Origin of the sequence: Mucilaginibacter aquatilis (assembly GCF_009755275.1) — a bacterium.
Lineage (GTDB): Bacteria > Bacteroidota > Bacteroidia > Sphingobacteriales > Sphingobacteriaceae > Mucilaginibacter > Mucilaginibacter aquatilis.
In genome coordinates this window covers 125,089-140,543 of record NZ_WQLA01000003.1, presented here as the reverse complement: position 1 = coordinate 140,543, position 15,455 = coordinate 125,089, and the positions used below count along the sequence as shown (strand labels likewise).

Sequence of the window (15,455 nt, the reverse complement as noted above, 5' to 3'; positions counted from 1 at the left end):
ATAATTTGTATATTAAAATTTAATTAAATTTATTTCAACAAATTATTTTCAATCAAAGTTTGAATGATGCCATCGGCCATTCCAACTGTTGGAACGTATATGAATTTAATGTTTGCCCACTTCATTACCGTAGTATATATTTCGCAAGCCGGTATAATAACGTCGGCACGGTCCTGGTTGAGCTTCAGCACGTTAATACGATCTTTTAACGAGTATGACGACAAGTAACTGTACAGCGATTTGAGTTTTGTGTAGCTTAATGCCTCTCCATCCTTCTCATCGCTCAGCTTAAACAATTTGTTAATATTACCTCCGGTACCTACGCCGTATATTAACTTATATGCTTTGGTATGTTTACTTACAAACTCCTGCATCTCGCGCCAGGTTTCTTCTTTATCCTGGTTATCTAGTATACGTATGGTACCAATGTTGAATGATTGAGAAGCAACCAATTCTCCGTTGGCAAACAGCGAAAGCTCAGTACTGCCTCCGCCAACATCTATGTATAAATATGTTTTACTTTCATCCAAATCAACACCTTTGTGGCTTGCGTATATTATGCCGGCCTCTTTATCACCATGAATTATTTCGAGGTCGAGGTTAGCTTCCTGCTTAATACGTTTAATTAGCTCAGGTCCGTTTTTAGCCTCACGCATGGCCGATGTTGCACAAGCCATATAATCACTTACCTTGTAAACGTCCATAAGGTTTTTAAAAGCCGACATGGTTTTAACCAAATCATCGGCCTTACGGTCTGATATATTTTTATCCAAAAAGGCATCATCGCCTAAACGCAGGGGTACGCGTACAAGCGTGTTTTTTTTGAATGTAATTTTTCCGTCGTTCTGTATAATGTCGGCGATGAGCAGGCGTACTGCGTTTGAGCCGGTATCAATTGCGGCGTATCTCAAGTTGTTAAAGTATTAAGTTGTTTTAAATATTCATAAATCTCCACCTGTGCACGGTGATGAATGTCGGTACGGGTGCGATGATATCTGTTGGTATTGCTCTTGTTAATTTCGCGTGATTTTGTATTGTCGCGCAGTTGAATTTCAAGTATATCTTTAATTTCCTGTTTTATATCTGCATCATAAATTGGAAAGCCTACTTCTACCCTATTGTCAATGTTGCGGGTCATGAAATCGGCCGAGGTCAGATAAATCAACTCTTTACCACCATTAGCAAAAACATGTACCCGGGCATGTTCAAGGTATTTATCTACAATACTGTAAACTTTGATATTTTTACTGTACCCTTCTACCCCCGGAACCAGGCAGCACATTCCGCGTATTAGCATTCTTATTTTTACGCCTGCGTTACTGGCTTCATATAGCTTGGCAATTATTTGTTCATCAGCCAAACTATTCATCTTTAAAATCATGTACGCCTCTTTACCTGCATTAGCATTATTGATCTCGGTATCAATAAACCTGTAAAGAGCGGGCCGCGAATCAACAGGCGATACCACGAGGTGCTTAATATCTTTCGCTAGCTGGCCTTTATTGATAGCCCTGAATACGCTAAGCATATCCAGCGTAAGCTTTTTATTGGCAGTCAACAGCGTATGGTCAGCATAAATATTAGCTGTCTTCTCATTAAAGTTTCCGGTAGAAAGGCAACCGTAATAAGCGGGCTTGCCTTTTTCCATACGTACAACCAAGCATACCTTTGCATGCACTTTATAACCCGGAACGCCATGAATAACCTTGATACCTTCATCTTCCAGGCGGCGGGTCCATTGAATGTTGTTTTGCTCATCAAAACGTGCCCGTAACTCGATTAAGCAGTTTACTTTTTTGCCGTTTTGGGCAGCATTAATAAGCGCGTGCATAATACGTGAATCCTCGGCAAGGCGGTACACCGAAATATTTATTTCAACTACCTTAGGATCAATAGCCGCTTCACGCAGAAAATGAATTACATAATCATATGATTGATAAGGCGTGCTGATTAGATAATCTTTAACGGCTACCAAACTCATCAAGCTCTTTCCAAATGATAATCCATCAACCGATAACGGTCGGTTACGCTTATACTCCAACTCAGGTCCGCCTACGTTAGGGAAAGCAATAAAATCTTTAAAATTTTGATAGCGGTTACCCGGTATCATATTTTCGATGTTTAGCCCCAACTTACGTTTAAGCTGGGCAACCATGTCATCGGGCATTTCGGCATCGTACAACAAACGCATAGGGCGCCCCTTTTTACGCTTTTGCAAGCTTTTTGAAAGGGCATCAATAAACTTTTCACTTAACTCTTTATCAAGGTCAAGCTCGGCATCACGGGTTAATTGCACCGAATATGCTTCCATGCTATCATATTCAAAAACAAAGAATATGTCTTCAAGGCTGTATCTGATAATATCATCAACCAGTATGATAAACTTTAACTGATTGGTTTCTGGCAGCATAAGGAAGCGGGATAAGTTACTTGGCAGCTCGATAAGTGCGAGCCTTGTTTTTTTACCTTTGGTAAGCCTTACAAAAAAATAAATAGCCCTGTCATGCAGCATAGGCAGTTGCCTGTCGTCTTCAAGCATTATTGGCACCAGGGTAGACAAAAGCTTTTCACGGAAATATTTTTTTACAAATGCTCCGCGCGATACGTTCAACTGCTTCTCATTAAGAATGAATATCTTTTCTTCAGCAAGCTGTTTTATAATGATATTCTCGTAAAGATTATGAAACTTTTTTTCTTGCTTAACTACAATGCTTTTGATTTGATTAAGCACCTTTTTAGGATTATACCCCAACAATGCCTTTGATTTTTCGTTGAGATTGGTGAGCCTGGATAACGTGGCTACCCTTACGCGGTAAAACTCATCCAGGTTTGATGAGAAAATAGCAAGGAATTTTATACGGTCAATGAGCGGAACCGTTATATCGGCCGCTTCCTGTAATACACGGTCGTTAAAGTACAACCAGCTTATTTCTCGGTTAATTAAAGGAATTGTTCTATCAGCCATAAAAAAACACCACAGGGGTTCTGCGTGTGCGTACGCAAAACTGCCTATTTAAATGTTAACATAATATTAACTTCAATATATTTTGAAGCTGTTTTGTTTATAAATACTGTTAAAATTAACTTTGCGATTCACATATTAAACACACTGCCTTATGCCATCATTTGATATTGTAAGTAAAATAGACGCTCAAACACTTGATAACGCCATAAATAACGCTAAAAAAGAAATTTTAAACCGTTATGATTTCAACGATTCGAAAAGCACTGTTGACCACGATAAAAAAACCAATCAGCTAACAGTTGTTACCGAGAATGATATGCGCCTGAAAGCTATCCAGGATGCTATTATAAGTCGTATGGTAAAACAAGGCTTAGACCCTAAAGCTCTTGACTTTGGAAAAGAAGAATACGCCTCGGGCAACATGATCAGGAAAGAAATAAGCATCAAAGAAGGAGTAGATAAAGAGGTTGCAAAAAAAATTGTTAAGAAGATAAAAGACAGCGGCCTTAAGGTTCAGGCTTCTATAATGGACGACCAGGTACGTGTTCAAGGTAAAAAAATCGACGACTTGCAGGCCGTAATAAGCGTATGCCGAGGAGAAGATTTTGGCCAGCCTTTACAATACATAAATATGAGAGCGTAGTTTTAGACCCATGTTTTGAAGTATTAAATCAAAAAATTTTTACTAACGCTGCGAAATTCTCTAAAACTAGAATTTGCGTTTAAGGAATTAAAAAAGCCGCCCTGTAAACAGAGGCGGCTTTAATCTAAACTAAACCAACACTTAACTTATGAAAACACTCTTTGCTTAATTACTTCACTGCAATTTCGCGTGCTTGTAATTTTGCTTCTTCTTTTTTAGCTACTGTTAATTTCAATATACCGTTGGTATAAGCTGCCTCAATATTGTTTTGATCAACTGTTTCGGGCAGGGTAAATGAACGTTTGAATGAGTTATAGCTAAATTCTTTTTTGCTGTATTTTTTTACTTCTGTAGCTTCTTCCTGTTTTACTTCGGCAGCCACGGTTAAAACGTTTTTATCAACGTTTATTTTAAAATCTTCTTTTTGCAAACCCGGCACCGCAAATTCAATATCAAATGCTGCTTCTGATTCTGTAATGTTAACTGCCGGTACTTTTGCTACGTTAGCAGGGCTCAAAAACTGATCGTTAAAAATTGAGTCAAATACATCGATAAAACGAGGTGCAACTGCTGGTTTTCTGTGTCCGTTGTTAAATTTTACTAAAGTCATTTTTATATCCTCCAAAAGTTTCTTTTTATTAATTTCGTAGATACCTATACAAGCGGTATACCAACGCTTAAAAACATTTAAAACGAAGATATTTGGTGACTTTTTGTCGCTTTAAAACATTTTCACAAGACAAGTTGACACAAAATGACTGAAAATTTAGCAAATTATAAATTCAAAGCTCCTATACCTATTCGCTTCTCAGATATTGATGCTTACGGAAACGTGAGTAACACGATATATTTAACCTTTTTTGAAATTGCGCGCCTGAGTTATTGGAAAGAAATAGCTCAATGGGACTTTAATAGTTGCGGTGTAATATTAGGAAGGTCTGAAGTGAATTACTTAAAACCCATTAAGGTTGATGACCAGATTGCGTGTTACCTTCGCACATCGCGTATAGGAAACAGCAGCTTTGATGTGATGTATGTTTTAGTAAAAATTAATGCTGATGGTGAAGAGGAAATTTGCACTACAGGGAAGTCAGTGTGTATTAGTTATGACTATGCTAATTTGAAGTCAATACCAATTCCGGCAAGTGAGCGTCAGCGTATGATTGACTATGATGAGCCAGGATTGATAACCAATACTAATTAATTATTGGTAACATACACCGTAACGCCCGATGCTGCTACCTGCCCTTTTAAAGGTGGATTAAGTTTCTTCACCTCCACCTGTAAGTTAGTAACATAAGGAAATTGCTGCATAACGGCATCGGCCATACCTTGTGCCACGGTTTCGAGCAGTTTTTGCGGTTGCTTCATGTGCTCATGGGCAACCTGGCACAATTGCTCGTAATTAAGCGTTTTCTCTAAATCGTCATTTATATGAGGATGCTGCGGATTAAATGTGGCTTCAATGGTAACTATAAAACGGTTACCTAAAATTTGCTCTTCTTTGTAGTAGCCATGCCGGGCAAAAAACTCAGCGCCGTATAATCCAACCTTTATCATAATGCAGATGTTTTTGAGGTAGCCCTCTAAGTAAGCGAAAATTTTACTATTTTAAAAAATCCCGGTACCAGTAACCCGAGTTTTTAATAATACGCTCCTGCGTATCAAAGTTAATGTGTACAAGGCCAAACCTTGGGCGGTAACCTTCGGCCCACTCAAAGTTATCAGTAAGCGTCCACACAAAATAACCATTTACCGGTAACCCTTCCTGCTTAGCCTTTAGTACCTGCTGCAAATTATCATGTAAATATTGTATGCGTAAAACATCATCAACGGTATCACCTGTAACGGTGTCTTTGAAAGCCGAACCATTTTCAGTGATGATAATATTCTTCACTTTTGGATAGGCACTGAACTTCTTTACCATTTCGTAAATAGCCTGAGGGTAAATTTCCCAGCCCATTTCAGTTAAAGGCACATTACGGGTTTTGGCCTCAACTAACTTAGCTTGGATGTAAGGCGTAAACATGGAGTATTTAACAACCTCGCGCGTGTAATTTTGAATGCCTATAAAGTCGAAATCAAATGCGAGCTTGTGCTCATCACCATCTTTCATATATTTTTCTATACGCTGTAGCACAGGCAAATCAGCTACAGGGTAACCCATGCCAAGCAACGGCTCAATATAAAGCTGGTTTATAAGTACATCGGCCCGGCTTGCGGCAGCTACATCACGTGGCTTAGTAGTTAGCGGTTCAATATGTGAGCAGGAAAATGTGTTGCCAATAACGGCTTGCGGCAGTAAGGCCCTTAATATGTTGGCACCTGCAGCAATACTCATGGTAACATGGTGTACGGCAGGTAAAAAGTTTTTTAACCCGGTACGCCCGGGCGCATGCAAACCCAAAAAATAACCCGCGCCTGTAAAAACGGCCGGCTCATTCATTATCATCCAGTGTTTAACACGGTCGCCAAAAGCCTTAGCACAAACGCTTACAAAATTTGTAAACCATTCTATGCTTTCGCGGTTAGTCCACCCCCCTTTTTGCTCAAGGCAAAGCGGCAAATCCCAATGATATATGGTTAGCCATGGCTCAATACCCTGTTCAATGCAATAATCAATAACGTTATTATAATAATCAATACCAGCCTGGTTTACCTTGCCGGTACCATCAGGCAAAATGCGCGTCCAGGCAATAGAGAATCGAAAATTAGGAATATTGAGCTGTTTAATGACGTCAATGTCCTGCTGGTAACGATGGTAAAAGTCACAAGCTATTTGGGCATTTTGATTACCATGTACCTTACCTTTCCTGCCGGTGAATTCATCCCAGATGGAAGCCGACTTACCATCGGCAAGGCAAGCCCCCTCTGTTTGGAAGGCAGCCGTAGAAACGCCCCAGCTAAAGCCAGGGCCAAACAAGTGTTTAGTAAACAACTGTGCAGTAGTATGATTATCCATCTAACAAACCCCAACCATTGCGGGGGCAAAATTGTTCGAATTAAATGGATAACGCAAATATTTGCAAGTAACCATTAATGAATAAAAGACGATTTTAAGCTACGTAATACCAAAAGGTCTTTCAGGCTAATTAGCACGTCTTTAATGAATTGTAATGCTTTCATGTGTCCCGGTGATTTGTTGATACCAAGATATGAAGGCAAATATTAACCGCAGATTAAGTTTTGATGACTTTATACTACCTCAACCTGTTCAGGTTGTGAGTATACGCTTTGAACCCTATCGCGTAAGTTATAGCCCGAGGCCATTACTTCTCCGTAAGCCCCTGCTGTACGCATTGCTATTAAGTCCCCACGATGCGATTCGGGCAAAGCAACATCTGTACGGAAACAATCAGTACTTTCACATATAGGTCCAACAACATCATAGTTGATTGTATTATAGGCTGTATGTTGCTTGCTAATGTTTTCAATGTGATGGTAAGCTTGGTACAACATAGGGCGTATAAGTTCGGTCATACCCGCATCCAGTATCAAAAAGTTCTTTTTTTGCCCGTTTTTTACGTATAACACCTTTGATATTAATGACGCGCTTTGGGCAACCAACGCACGGCCCAATTCAAAATGAACCTCCTGCCCTTCCTTTACCCTAAGATGTTCGCTAAAAACTTTAAAGTAGCTTTCAAAGTCACAAATTGAATTAGTGTCGGGATTATAATAATCAACACCTAAACCGCCACCAACGTTCAATACTTTTATAGCCAATCCCTGGTTGTCGAACCAATTGTGCAACTCGTTAACGCGGGTACACAGGTTTTTGAATACCTCAAGATTGGTAATTTGCGACCCAACATGAAAATGAACGCCAATAAACTCCAGGTTAGTACAATTTTTAAGCGTAAATAATACATCGTCCAGCTGCCAGGTATTTATGCCGAATTTATTTTCTTCTAAACCGGTGGTAATATAATGATGAGTATGCGCATCAACATTGGGGTTAATACGAATAGCCACGCGTGCAGTTTTACCTTTAGCGGCAGCTAGATCATTGATGACCACCAACTCCTGAACAGATTCTACGTTAAAGCAAAATATATCAGCATCCAATGCCGCATTTATTTCACGGTCAGATTTTCCTACACCAGCAAATACTACCTTGTTATTACTAAAACCATGTTCAATGGCAGCTTTTACTTCATTACCGCTTACACAATCGGCGCCAATACCAGCCGCCTGCATGGTTTGTAATACTTTAGGGTTGAAGTTGGCCTTAAGCGCATAATGCACATGGTAGTGGTATTGCGCCGCTGCCTGCGTACAAGCCGTTACAGTTTTTTGCAACAGGTTAAGGTCGTAATAGTAAAAAGGAGTTTCCAGCTGATTAAACTGGTTTATATGCTGTGCTGAGAACATGCTGTTTGAATTTCCTTGATTAAGAGCGCTAAAAGTAATATTTATGATAATAAAAACGGACAAATGACTGCAAATAAATTCATACTATTGCCTGTACAACCTGCATTTTGATATGAAAACCCATTTCATCAACCTGTTTAATTACGATTTGCATTGCAACCTGCAAATGCTCGACCTTTTATTTCAAAGCAAGGAACCCGAAAGAGCTGTAAAACTTACTGCGCATATTTTAGGCGCACAACAAATATGGCTATCAAGATGCCGTACCGACAGTGCTGCCGGTTTAACAGTTTGGCCCGATTTGCAGGCGGTACAGCTGAAGTACATTATGCAAGAAAATCATACACAATGGATTGACTATATTAAAACTTTGAATACCGATGACTTTGAAAAACCTGTTGCGTATATCACAACCAAAGGGGCGCAATACACAGACAAACTTATTGACATCCTAACGCATGTAATTAATCATGGTACGCATCATCGTGCGCAAGTTGGGCAGGAACTAAAAAAAGCCGGTATAAACGAGCTTCCATCAACCGATTACATATTTTACACCAGGCAATAAAAGCAAATTTGGTTTGCAAGGCTACCACATAAGGCTTAGTTTTGCGCCAATGTTAAAACGCTTTGTAGCCTTACTGCTCATCTGCCTAACGGTAACAGCCAATTTTTCGCGGCTGTTTATTTACGCAGGTTACGAAGCTAACCAAAAGTACATTGCCGAAAAGCTTTGCGAAAACCGCGATAAGCCATGGATGCATTGTAACGGCCGCTGTTTCTTAATGAAAAAAATTAAACAGGCCGAAGAAAAAGAACGCAGTGCCGAACGCCAGATTCAAAAAAGCTTGTTTCAGGATGCCTGCGTTACGGTTAGCTTTGATTTTGAGTTTCATGCCCAATTGCTGCAATCGTTCCCTATGCGTTACCAGGCCATGGTTCCGCAGCAAGTAAGCCAATTCCTCCTCCGCCCTCCACGGCAAGCATAATAACTTCTCTTTTTACGGTTATTGGTTGATTGCTTCAATCAGCGTTATCATTTTCAATAGAGACTTTTGTGATTGGCGAGCGGTGGCTTTTACAAGCCTTCGTTAATATCAATTTCATCCGCTCTCAGGAAGGAAATATTCCATTCCTGTATTCGTGTGCAACGTCAAAATTTCTGGTTGTTTGAAATACAACCTCAAAGCAATTGATAGATTACATCGATCATATCCCTTCCAAATAACCGTGCAACAAAATCATTCTTTCAATTACCTGGCAGCAATGCCGTAAGCATTTATTATGCGTAAAATTTTATTGTTTTTACTTTTTACAATGCCATTGGGCGCTCATGCCCAAAACACCCTTATAGGTACCGTAACAGATGCTGTTACGCACGAGCCGTTATCGGGCGTTAGCATTACAGCCTCAAGTCAGCCAACTATTGCCACCACAACTGATCGCAACGGCCATTACAGCATTAACGCTTCAGGCCAATTACGTTTTTTTATGATGGGATACATTGCCATTGTTAGTGAATTGACTACCGGTCATACTACGCTAAATGTAAGCTTGTCTCCATCGGCTGTTGATTTGCAGCCTGTTGTAGTTTCGGCCAGTCGCGAAGGCCAGTCGCGTGCGAGTGCGCCTGTTGCCATTAGCAAAATCAACTCCGTTGTAATGCAGGAGACTAAAGCAACGGCGTTATACCAATTGCTAAACAAGGTGGCAGGTGTATATATGGTTAACCTTGGCAACGAGCAGCATACCATGGCCATACGGCAGCCCATCACCTATAATGCACTTTACTTGTATATGGAAGATGGCCTTCCTATTCGGCCTACCGGAATTTTTAACCATAATTCCCTTTACGAAATCAATATGAACAGCGTAAAAGATATTGAGGTTATTAAAGGGCCTGCTTCATCATTATATGGCAGTAATTCGGTTGGTGGCGCTGTTAACTTTATTACGCCTAACCCACCGGGCGGGTATGCGGCTCGCGTACAATTGCAGGGTGATAACTATCATTACCGCCGCGTTGATGCCGATGGTGGCTTTACATCCGGTAAATTCGGCTTATATACCGGAGGGTACATTGCACATCAAAAAAATGGATGGCAAGACTATACGGACTTCGATAAATACTCGAGTACACTAAAGGCTACGTATGATTTGGATGTAGCCACCCGTTTAATAGCATCAGCCACATACAATTTTCTAAATACGCAAACACCAGGCTCATTAGATAGCGCACGTTTTTATGATCGCAGCTATACCAGTAATCAGCGTTTCACTTATCGCAAGGTAAAGGCATTCAGGTCGAGCGTTAAACTGGAACATGCCTGGAGCCAGGCCAGCAATACGTTTGTAACCTTATACTATCGCAACAACTCCACAGCACAGCTTCCCAGCTACTTTATATCAGACGTGCGCAACGCGCAAGGACAGTATGTAAGCTCAAACGGACAGGTGAACGATCAGTCTTTCAACAGCTATGGCGTACTTGCACAACACAGGGTTGACTTTGATTTTTTGCATTCGAGATTGATAGCTGGCATGTATTTGGATAACAGCCCTAGCTCGTTTTACGCACAATCATTAAACATTCAAAAAGATGTTGCACGAAATTACTACACTGGCTTTATCAACACAGGTGTTTTCATTGACGATTACCGCATTAAACTTTTCAACACGGCAGCATATGCACAATATGAACTAAAGCCGATTGAGCCATTGCGCATTGTAGCTGGTTTGCGTTATGACAGGGTTCACTACAACTTTCGTAACGGCTTACCAACAACAAGTACTAAATACAAACAACAGCAAAGCAACAATTTTGACGTATTAGCACCCAAACTAGGTTTAACATACAACCTGGGCAATAATAAAGGACTGTATGCAAACTACAGTATGGGCTTTCAACCGCCCGAAACCGGAGATTTATTCAACTCGCGACAGCAAACTCCGTTAAAGCAGGCCACATTTAATAACTATGAAGTAGGCGGCTGGTTCGCAGTTTTCAATAAAAAGCTTTATACCGAATTAAGCCTTTATCAGCTCAATGGAAAAAACGAAATTATCAGTCAGTTGCTACCCGATAATACTACGCAAAACCAAAATGCGGGCGCAACCCGGCATAGCGGCATTGAGTATACGGTAACTTACGCACCGATACAACAACTAACTTTTCGTTTCAGCGGAACCAATGCGTGGCATACATACAAAGACTATAGTGAAGTACGCACCTCGGGTGGACAAACAACTACTCTTGTTTATAATGGCAACCGCATGGCAAACGCACCAACCTGGATTGCTAACGCTGAGCTGACGTACAGGCCACAGTTTGCGCAAGGGTTTCGTATTGCACCCGAGTGGCAGCATATAAATTCATACTACACTAATCCTGCAAATACAAAGATCTATGGAGGCTATAGCCTTGTTAACGTCAGGTTAGGTTATGATTTTAAAAACACTTTGTTAAAAGGTGCCGGCATATGGTTCAATGTAGTTAACCTAACCAATAAGCTTTATGCAACATCAGTAACCAGCAACCAATATGGAGATACCTACTATGCCGCGCCGCCGCGCACTTATACACTTGGTATCAGTTACTCTCTATCAAAACCTTAAGCCATGCAAAATCAATCATTAATAACAAAAAAACAGTTTTACAAATGGCACCGCATATTAGGTTTGATTAGCTTAGTACCGGTTATTTTTTGGAGCGTAAGCGGGCTATCTCACCCATTTATGTCTAACTGGTTCAGGCCGTTTATACCGCAGGAAGTGTTTAAACCAATGACTCAACAACAGATGGCTCCGGTGCTTTCATTACAACAGGTAATGGACCAAAACAAAATTTCAACTATCCGCAATTTTAGTTTAGTTAATTTTAATAAACAAACTTACTATCAGGCTTTAATGCCTGATAGTAGCTATCGTTACTATTCGGCAAGTAACGGCGTATTACTACCGAACGGCGATAAGAAGTATGCCGTCTTCTTAGCCCGCTATTTCACGCAGGATTCAGTTTCATCAATCAAAAGCATCACCTTACAAACAACTTTTGATGATACTTATCAACCTATAAACCGCTTGCTGCCTGTTTGGAAAATAGCTTTTAACCGCGCAGATAGAATGGACGTTTATGTGGAAACCAGCCAAAGCCGGTTAGCCACTTTCAACAACAATACGCGTAAAACATTTCTCTGGATTTTCAGGCAGTTTCATAGCTGGCAGTTTTTAGCTGATGCTTTTAGCGAGACAATCAGACAAGTTACATTGCTAATTGTGATTGTAATAATGATACTATCGCTATTTTCTGGCATTACCGTTTATGGTTTGTTTTGGAAACGTTTTAAGCAAATACGGCAACAACAAAAAATTGAGGACAAAAAAGAAAAACGCTTTACTCACCGGTATCACCGGCAACTGGGGTTAATTGTGTCATTTGTGATGTTAACTTTTACAATAAGCGGCGGCTTCCATTTATGGGTGAAACTAAACGGCGAGCCGGCTACCAAACAACCGTTTGAGCAGTTAATCAACCGCACCGATCTCCAGATAAGCAATCTTAACTCTCGTATTGCAGATAGTCTTACTAAGCGCATTTCTTTAATTAAATACAAAGGCATCACATTTTACCAGGTAACAGATGCAAAAAAACTGGTGAAATACTTCAACACGCAATCGGGCACCGAAGTGCAAGATGGCGATAGGAAGTTTGCGCTGTATTTAAGCAACTATTATCGTGGAGGTAATATGGAAGACAAGACAGCCTATCAATTTAAAACAGAGCAAATTAAACAATTCACTCCCGAGTATGGCTTTATTAACAAGCGGCTGCCGGTTATGAAAATCAGCTATCCTCAAAATCAAGATTGGTACATAGAAACCTCATCGGCTAAACTGGCAACCAAGGTTGCGGGCATTGATCGCCTGGAAGGTTTTTCGTTTATATTTTTGCACAAATACTTTGGCATGACATGGGCCGGTAAGAATGTACGTGATATAGTTAGTATGCTGGCAGCAGCGGGTGTATTAGTTGTATCTTTGTTCGGTTTTGCGGCCTTTATTAAAAACAAATAACATGAAGAAGATAATGATCGTTTGCATTATGGCTGCATTTGCCGCATGCAAACAACCTGCACAAAAACAAGACAAGACACCAATTGAAAATAGTGCAGATAAAACGGTTTACACCTGCCCCATGCACCCTGAAGTAGCTGAACTAAAACCTGGCACTTGTCCTAAATGCGGAATGGACTTGGTTGCAAAGGAAGACTGATTAAATAATAACCAATGAAACAACAATATTTAATTATAACACTTGCCGGGTTATTATTAGCCTCATGCAGTAATCATAAAGCGCAGGAAAAAGATGCTATGAACGAGGTAATAAAAGTTCATGATGTTGCCATGGAAAAAAGTGAACAGGTGGTTAAAAACAATATATTGCTCGACAGCCTTATTAAAACAAAGGCTGTTGATAGTGCAACAGCATCCAACGTAACTCAGAACCTTAGCGCAGCTGATAAAGCCATGGAAGATTGGATGCACCAGTTTGAGGTGGAGCATGAAGGAAAATCGCATGATGAGACTATGCAGTACATGGCCGACCAGAAAACACAAATTGAAAAGGTGAACAAGCAATTAGATGCTGCAATTAATCAATCAAACCAATACTTATCAACTCAAAAGAAATGAAAGCTTTGATTTTAAGCGCATGTTGCCTGCTTGGCTTAGCGGCATGCAATACCTCCGATAAAAGCGATAACTTGCTGCCTATATACGGAAATCGTGAAGCGGTTACTAAAACCGTAAATGGTAAAACAGTTACTGATACCGTTTATCATACCATTCCTGATTTTGAAACCGTTAATCAATATGGTAAAAAAATCACCCGGAAATCTTTAGACGGTAGTATTTACGTGGCTGATTTCTTCTTTACAAGCTGCCCTTCAATATGCCCTATTATGCACCGTAATATGCTTAAGGTATATGATGAATTCAAAAAATCAGGCAATGTTAAAATTGTTTCTTACAGCATTGACCCGCGGCATGATAGCGTAGCCGTTTTGAAAAACTATGCTGATAAAATGGGAATTACCGGAAATAACTGGTGGTTTTTACAAGGTGACAAGCAAGCCATTTACAAACTGGCCGAAAGTTACCTTGTAGCAGTGATGGAAGATAACAAAGCTCCCGGCGGTTATGTGCACCAGGGTTACTTTGTTTTAATAGACAAGCAAAAGCGTATACGCGGTAGTTATGACGGTACCAACCCCGAGCAGGTAGCTAATCTTATTAAAGACATTAAGCTGCTGCAAACGGAACCACAAAGCATGATAGCGCAATGAAGTTCAAAATAATTGCTATACTTTTTATTGCCGTTACAGCTGCTGTTTATTCATGCCAAAGCGATGAAAAGCTTGAATTTATGCGCTATTACACCACCGGTCAGGAGCTTTACAAAACCCGGTGCCAAAATTGCCACGGAGCGCAGGGCGAAGGCTTGGCAGCGCTTATACCACCGCTAACGGATTCGATTTATTTAAAGACCAACCGCAATAAACTGGCTTGCTATGTTAAAAACGGCTTAAAGTTACCAATAATGGTAAACGGAAAGCCGTTTAATGGCGAAATGCCTCCATCGGGCCTTGCGCCGGTAGAAATTGCGCAGGTGCTTACCTACGTGCAAAATAACTTCGGCAATCATTTAGGTCTGCATAGCGTAGAGAAGGTAAATAAAGAGCTAGAGAGCTGTAATTAAGAAACAATAGTTTATACAATTGTCATTCCGACCACAAAAGGTTATCAGCTGGATTTGATTCACCTATAATCCATAAATGTTCGGGATGGCAATTTGGAATGAAATAACGGAACTAATCTAACTCGGTAACACCGCCCGAAATCACAAACTTCATTACATCGGCGGCGCTTTTATTTATATGCTTTACCTTATTTGCCGGCACTATAACTACCTGACCTGCAAATGAGTAAGAATACGGAAAGTAAACAGCAACTTCACCAGGCAAACCAATTGTGCTCATGTCTTTGCGCGTTAAAAAGCCAATCTTCTTTACACCCGATGAACCTACCTCAACCAGTACTGGCTCGTTAAATTTTTTCTCTTCACCAACAAAGGCCTCCGTAAAATCTTTAATGGATGAGTAAAGAAATTTAAAAAGGGGTATATGATTTAGCCAGCGGGCAAACCAGTGCTTTATAGGGTCGGTAATAACGTTAGTAACCAGCACTCCGGCTACCATAATAAGTGTTAGTACCGTTAAAATGCCTAACCCGGGCACGTAAATGCCTTTACCTGTTTTGGGGTTCACCCACAAAACATCGCTCAGGTTAAGTGCGCTATCTAACTTGGCAACTGCCCAAACAATCAGGAAAATAGCAACGCCCAAGGGCACCACTACCAGCATCCCTTTTATAAAGTAATTAAATAAAGCGCGTGCAAACCTGTTCATATGAAAG

General features: G+C 40.4%; 17 protein-coding genes. 10 read left to right on the top strand and 7 right to left on the bottom strand.

Features of this window, described 5'->3' with window-relative positions; all coding sequences use genetic code 11:
* Positions 1 to 29 precede the first annotated feature (29 nt).
* Together GO816_RS08395 and ppk1 are read right to left on the bottom strand one after the other, a co-directional pair.
* The gene (locus GO816_RS08395) at positions 30 to 911 is read right to left on the bottom strand and encodes a Ppx/GppA phosphatase family protein (RefSeq protein WP_157541153.1); all 882 of its coding nucleotides are present in this window, start codon (positions 909 to 911) and stop codon (positions 30 to 32) included.
* Positions 908 to 2,965: a polyphosphate kinase 1 gene (ppk1, locus tag GO816_RS08390; protein WP_157541150.1), complete on the bottom strand. Its 2,058-nt coding sequence runs from the start codon at positions 2,963 to 2,965 to the stop codon at positions 908 to 910. Before ppk1 ends, GO816_RS08395 begins: the two co-directional genes overlap by 4 nt.
* 151 nt (positions 2,966 to 3,116) lie before the next feature.
* Here ppk1 and GO816_RS08385 point away from each other — a divergent pair, with 151 nt between their 5' ends.
* Positions 3,117 to 3,608 (top strand): YajQ family cyclic di-GMP-binding protein, encoded by a 492-nt coding sequence (locus GO816_RS08385; protein ID WP_157541147.1) that lies wholly within the window; start codon positions 3,117 to 3,119, stop codon positions 3,606 to 3,608.
* A gap of 169 nt (positions 3,609 to 3,777) precedes the next feature.
* Here GO816_RS08385 and GO816_RS08380 read toward each other — a convergent pair whose 3' ends face one another.
* The gene (locus GO816_RS08380; RefSeq protein WP_157541144.1) at positions 3,778 to 4,218 is read right to left on the bottom strand and encodes an Hsp20/alpha crystallin family protein; all 441 of its coding nucleotides are present in this window, start codon (positions 4,216 to 4,218) and stop codon (positions 3,778 to 3,780) included.
* A 144-nt stretch (positions 4,219 to 4,362) separates the two neighbouring features.
* Between GO816_RS08380 and GO816_RS08375 the strand changes: the two genes are divergently transcribed.
* Positions 4,363 to 4,812 (top strand): acyl-CoA thioesterase, encoded by a 450-nt coding sequence (locus GO816_RS08375; RefSeq protein WP_157541141.1) that lies wholly within the window; start codon positions 4,363 to 4,365, stop codon positions 4,810 to 4,812.
* Here the strand turns inward: GO816_RS08375 and folB are convergent.
* The 3 genes from folB to lysA all read right to left on the bottom strand — a co-directional run bounded on the left by folB (position 4,809) and on the right by lysA (position 7,982).
* A complete protein-coding gene (folB, locus tag GO816_RS08370) occupies positions 4,809 to 5,168 on the bottom strand; it encodes a dihydroneopterin aldolase (protein ID WP_157541138.1) in 360 nt (119 codons plus the stop codon). The genes GO816_RS08375 and folB overlap by 4 nt on opposite strands.
* 46 nt (positions 5,169 to 5,214) lie before the next feature.
* The gene (locus tag GO816_RS08365) at positions 5,215 to 6,570 is read right to left on the bottom strand and encodes a GH1 family beta-glucosidase (protein WP_157541135.1); all 1,356 of its coding nucleotides are present in this window, start codon (positions 6,568 to 6,570) and stop codon (positions 5,215 to 5,217) included.
* A gap of 233 nt (positions 6,571 to 6,803) precedes the next feature.
* The gene (gene lysA / locus GO816_RS08360) at positions 6,804 to 7,982 is read right to left on the bottom strand and encodes a diaminopimelate decarboxylase (RefSeq protein WP_157541132.1); all 1,179 of its coding nucleotides are present in this window, start codon (positions 7,980 to 7,982) and stop codon (positions 6,804 to 6,806) included.
* A 112-nt stretch (positions 7,983 to 8,094) separates the two neighbouring features.
* Here lysA and GO816_RS08355 point away from each other — a divergent pair, with 112 nt between their 5' ends.
* The 8 genes from GO816_RS08355 to GO816_RS08320 all read left to right on the top strand — a co-directional run bounded on the left by GO816_RS08355 (position 8,095) and on the right by GO816_RS08320 (position 14,739).
* A complete protein-coding gene (locus tag GO816_RS08355; protein WP_157541129.1) occupies positions 8,095 to 8,550 on the top strand; it encodes a DinB family protein in 456 nt (151 codons plus the stop codon).
* Between the two features lie 49 nt (positions 8,551 to 8,599).
* Positions 8,600 to 8,971: a hypothetical protein gene (locus GO816_RS08350; RefSeq protein ID WP_157541126.1), complete on the top strand. Its 372-nt coding sequence runs from the start codon at positions 8,600 to 8,602 to the stop codon at positions 8,969 to 8,971.
* Positions 8,972 to 9,266: 295 nt separating this feature from the next.
* Positions 9,267 to 11,597 (top strand): TonB-dependent receptor, encoded by a 2,331-nt coding sequence (locus GO816_RS08345; RefSeq protein WP_157541123.1) that lies wholly within the window; start codon positions 9,267 to 9,269, stop codon positions 11,595 to 11,597.
* 3 nt (positions 11,598 to 11,600) lie between these two features.
* A complete protein-coding gene (locus GO816_RS08340; RefSeq protein WP_157541120.1) occupies positions 11,601 to 13,055 on the top strand; it encodes a PepSY domain-containing protein in 1,455 nt (484 codons plus the stop codon).
* Position 13,056: 1 nt separating this feature from the next.
* Complete coding sequence (locus GO816_RS08335) at positions 13,057 to 13,254, top strand: heavy metal-binding domain-containing protein (protein WP_157541117.1); 198 nt, start codon at positions 13,057 to 13,059, stop codon at positions 13,252 to 13,254.
* Between the two features lie 14 nt (positions 13,255 to 13,268).
* Positions 13,269 to 13,673: a hypothetical protein gene (locus tag GO816_RS08330; RefSeq protein ID WP_157541114.1), complete on the top strand. Its 405-nt coding sequence runs from the start codon at positions 13,269 to 13,271 to the stop codon at positions 13,671 to 13,673.
* On the top strand, positions 13,670 to 14,326 hold the full coding sequence (locus tag GO816_RS08325) for an SCO family protein (RefSeq protein WP_157541111.1): 657 nt from the start codon (positions 13,670 to 13,672) through the stop codon (positions 14,324 to 14,326). Before GO816_RS08330 ends, GO816_RS08325 begins: the two co-directional genes overlap by 4 nt.
* Entirely contained in the window at positions 14,323 to 14,739 is a 417-nt protein-coding gene (locus tag GO816_RS08320) for a c-type cytochrome (protein ID WP_157541108.1), read from the top strand. Before GO816_RS08325 ends, GO816_RS08320 begins: the two co-directional genes overlap by 4 nt.
* A 112-nt stretch (positions 14,740 to 14,851) precedes the next feature.
* On the opposite strand, the gene GO816_RS08315 is transcribed toward GO816_RS08320, so the two are convergent.
* Positions 14,852 to 15,448, bottom strand: coding sequence for a DUF502 domain-containing protein (locus tag GO816_RS08315; RefSeq protein WP_157541105.1), 597 nt, complete (start codon positions 15,446 to 15,448; stop codon positions 14,852 to 14,854).
* Positions 15,449 to 15,455: the final 7 nt, after the last annotated feature.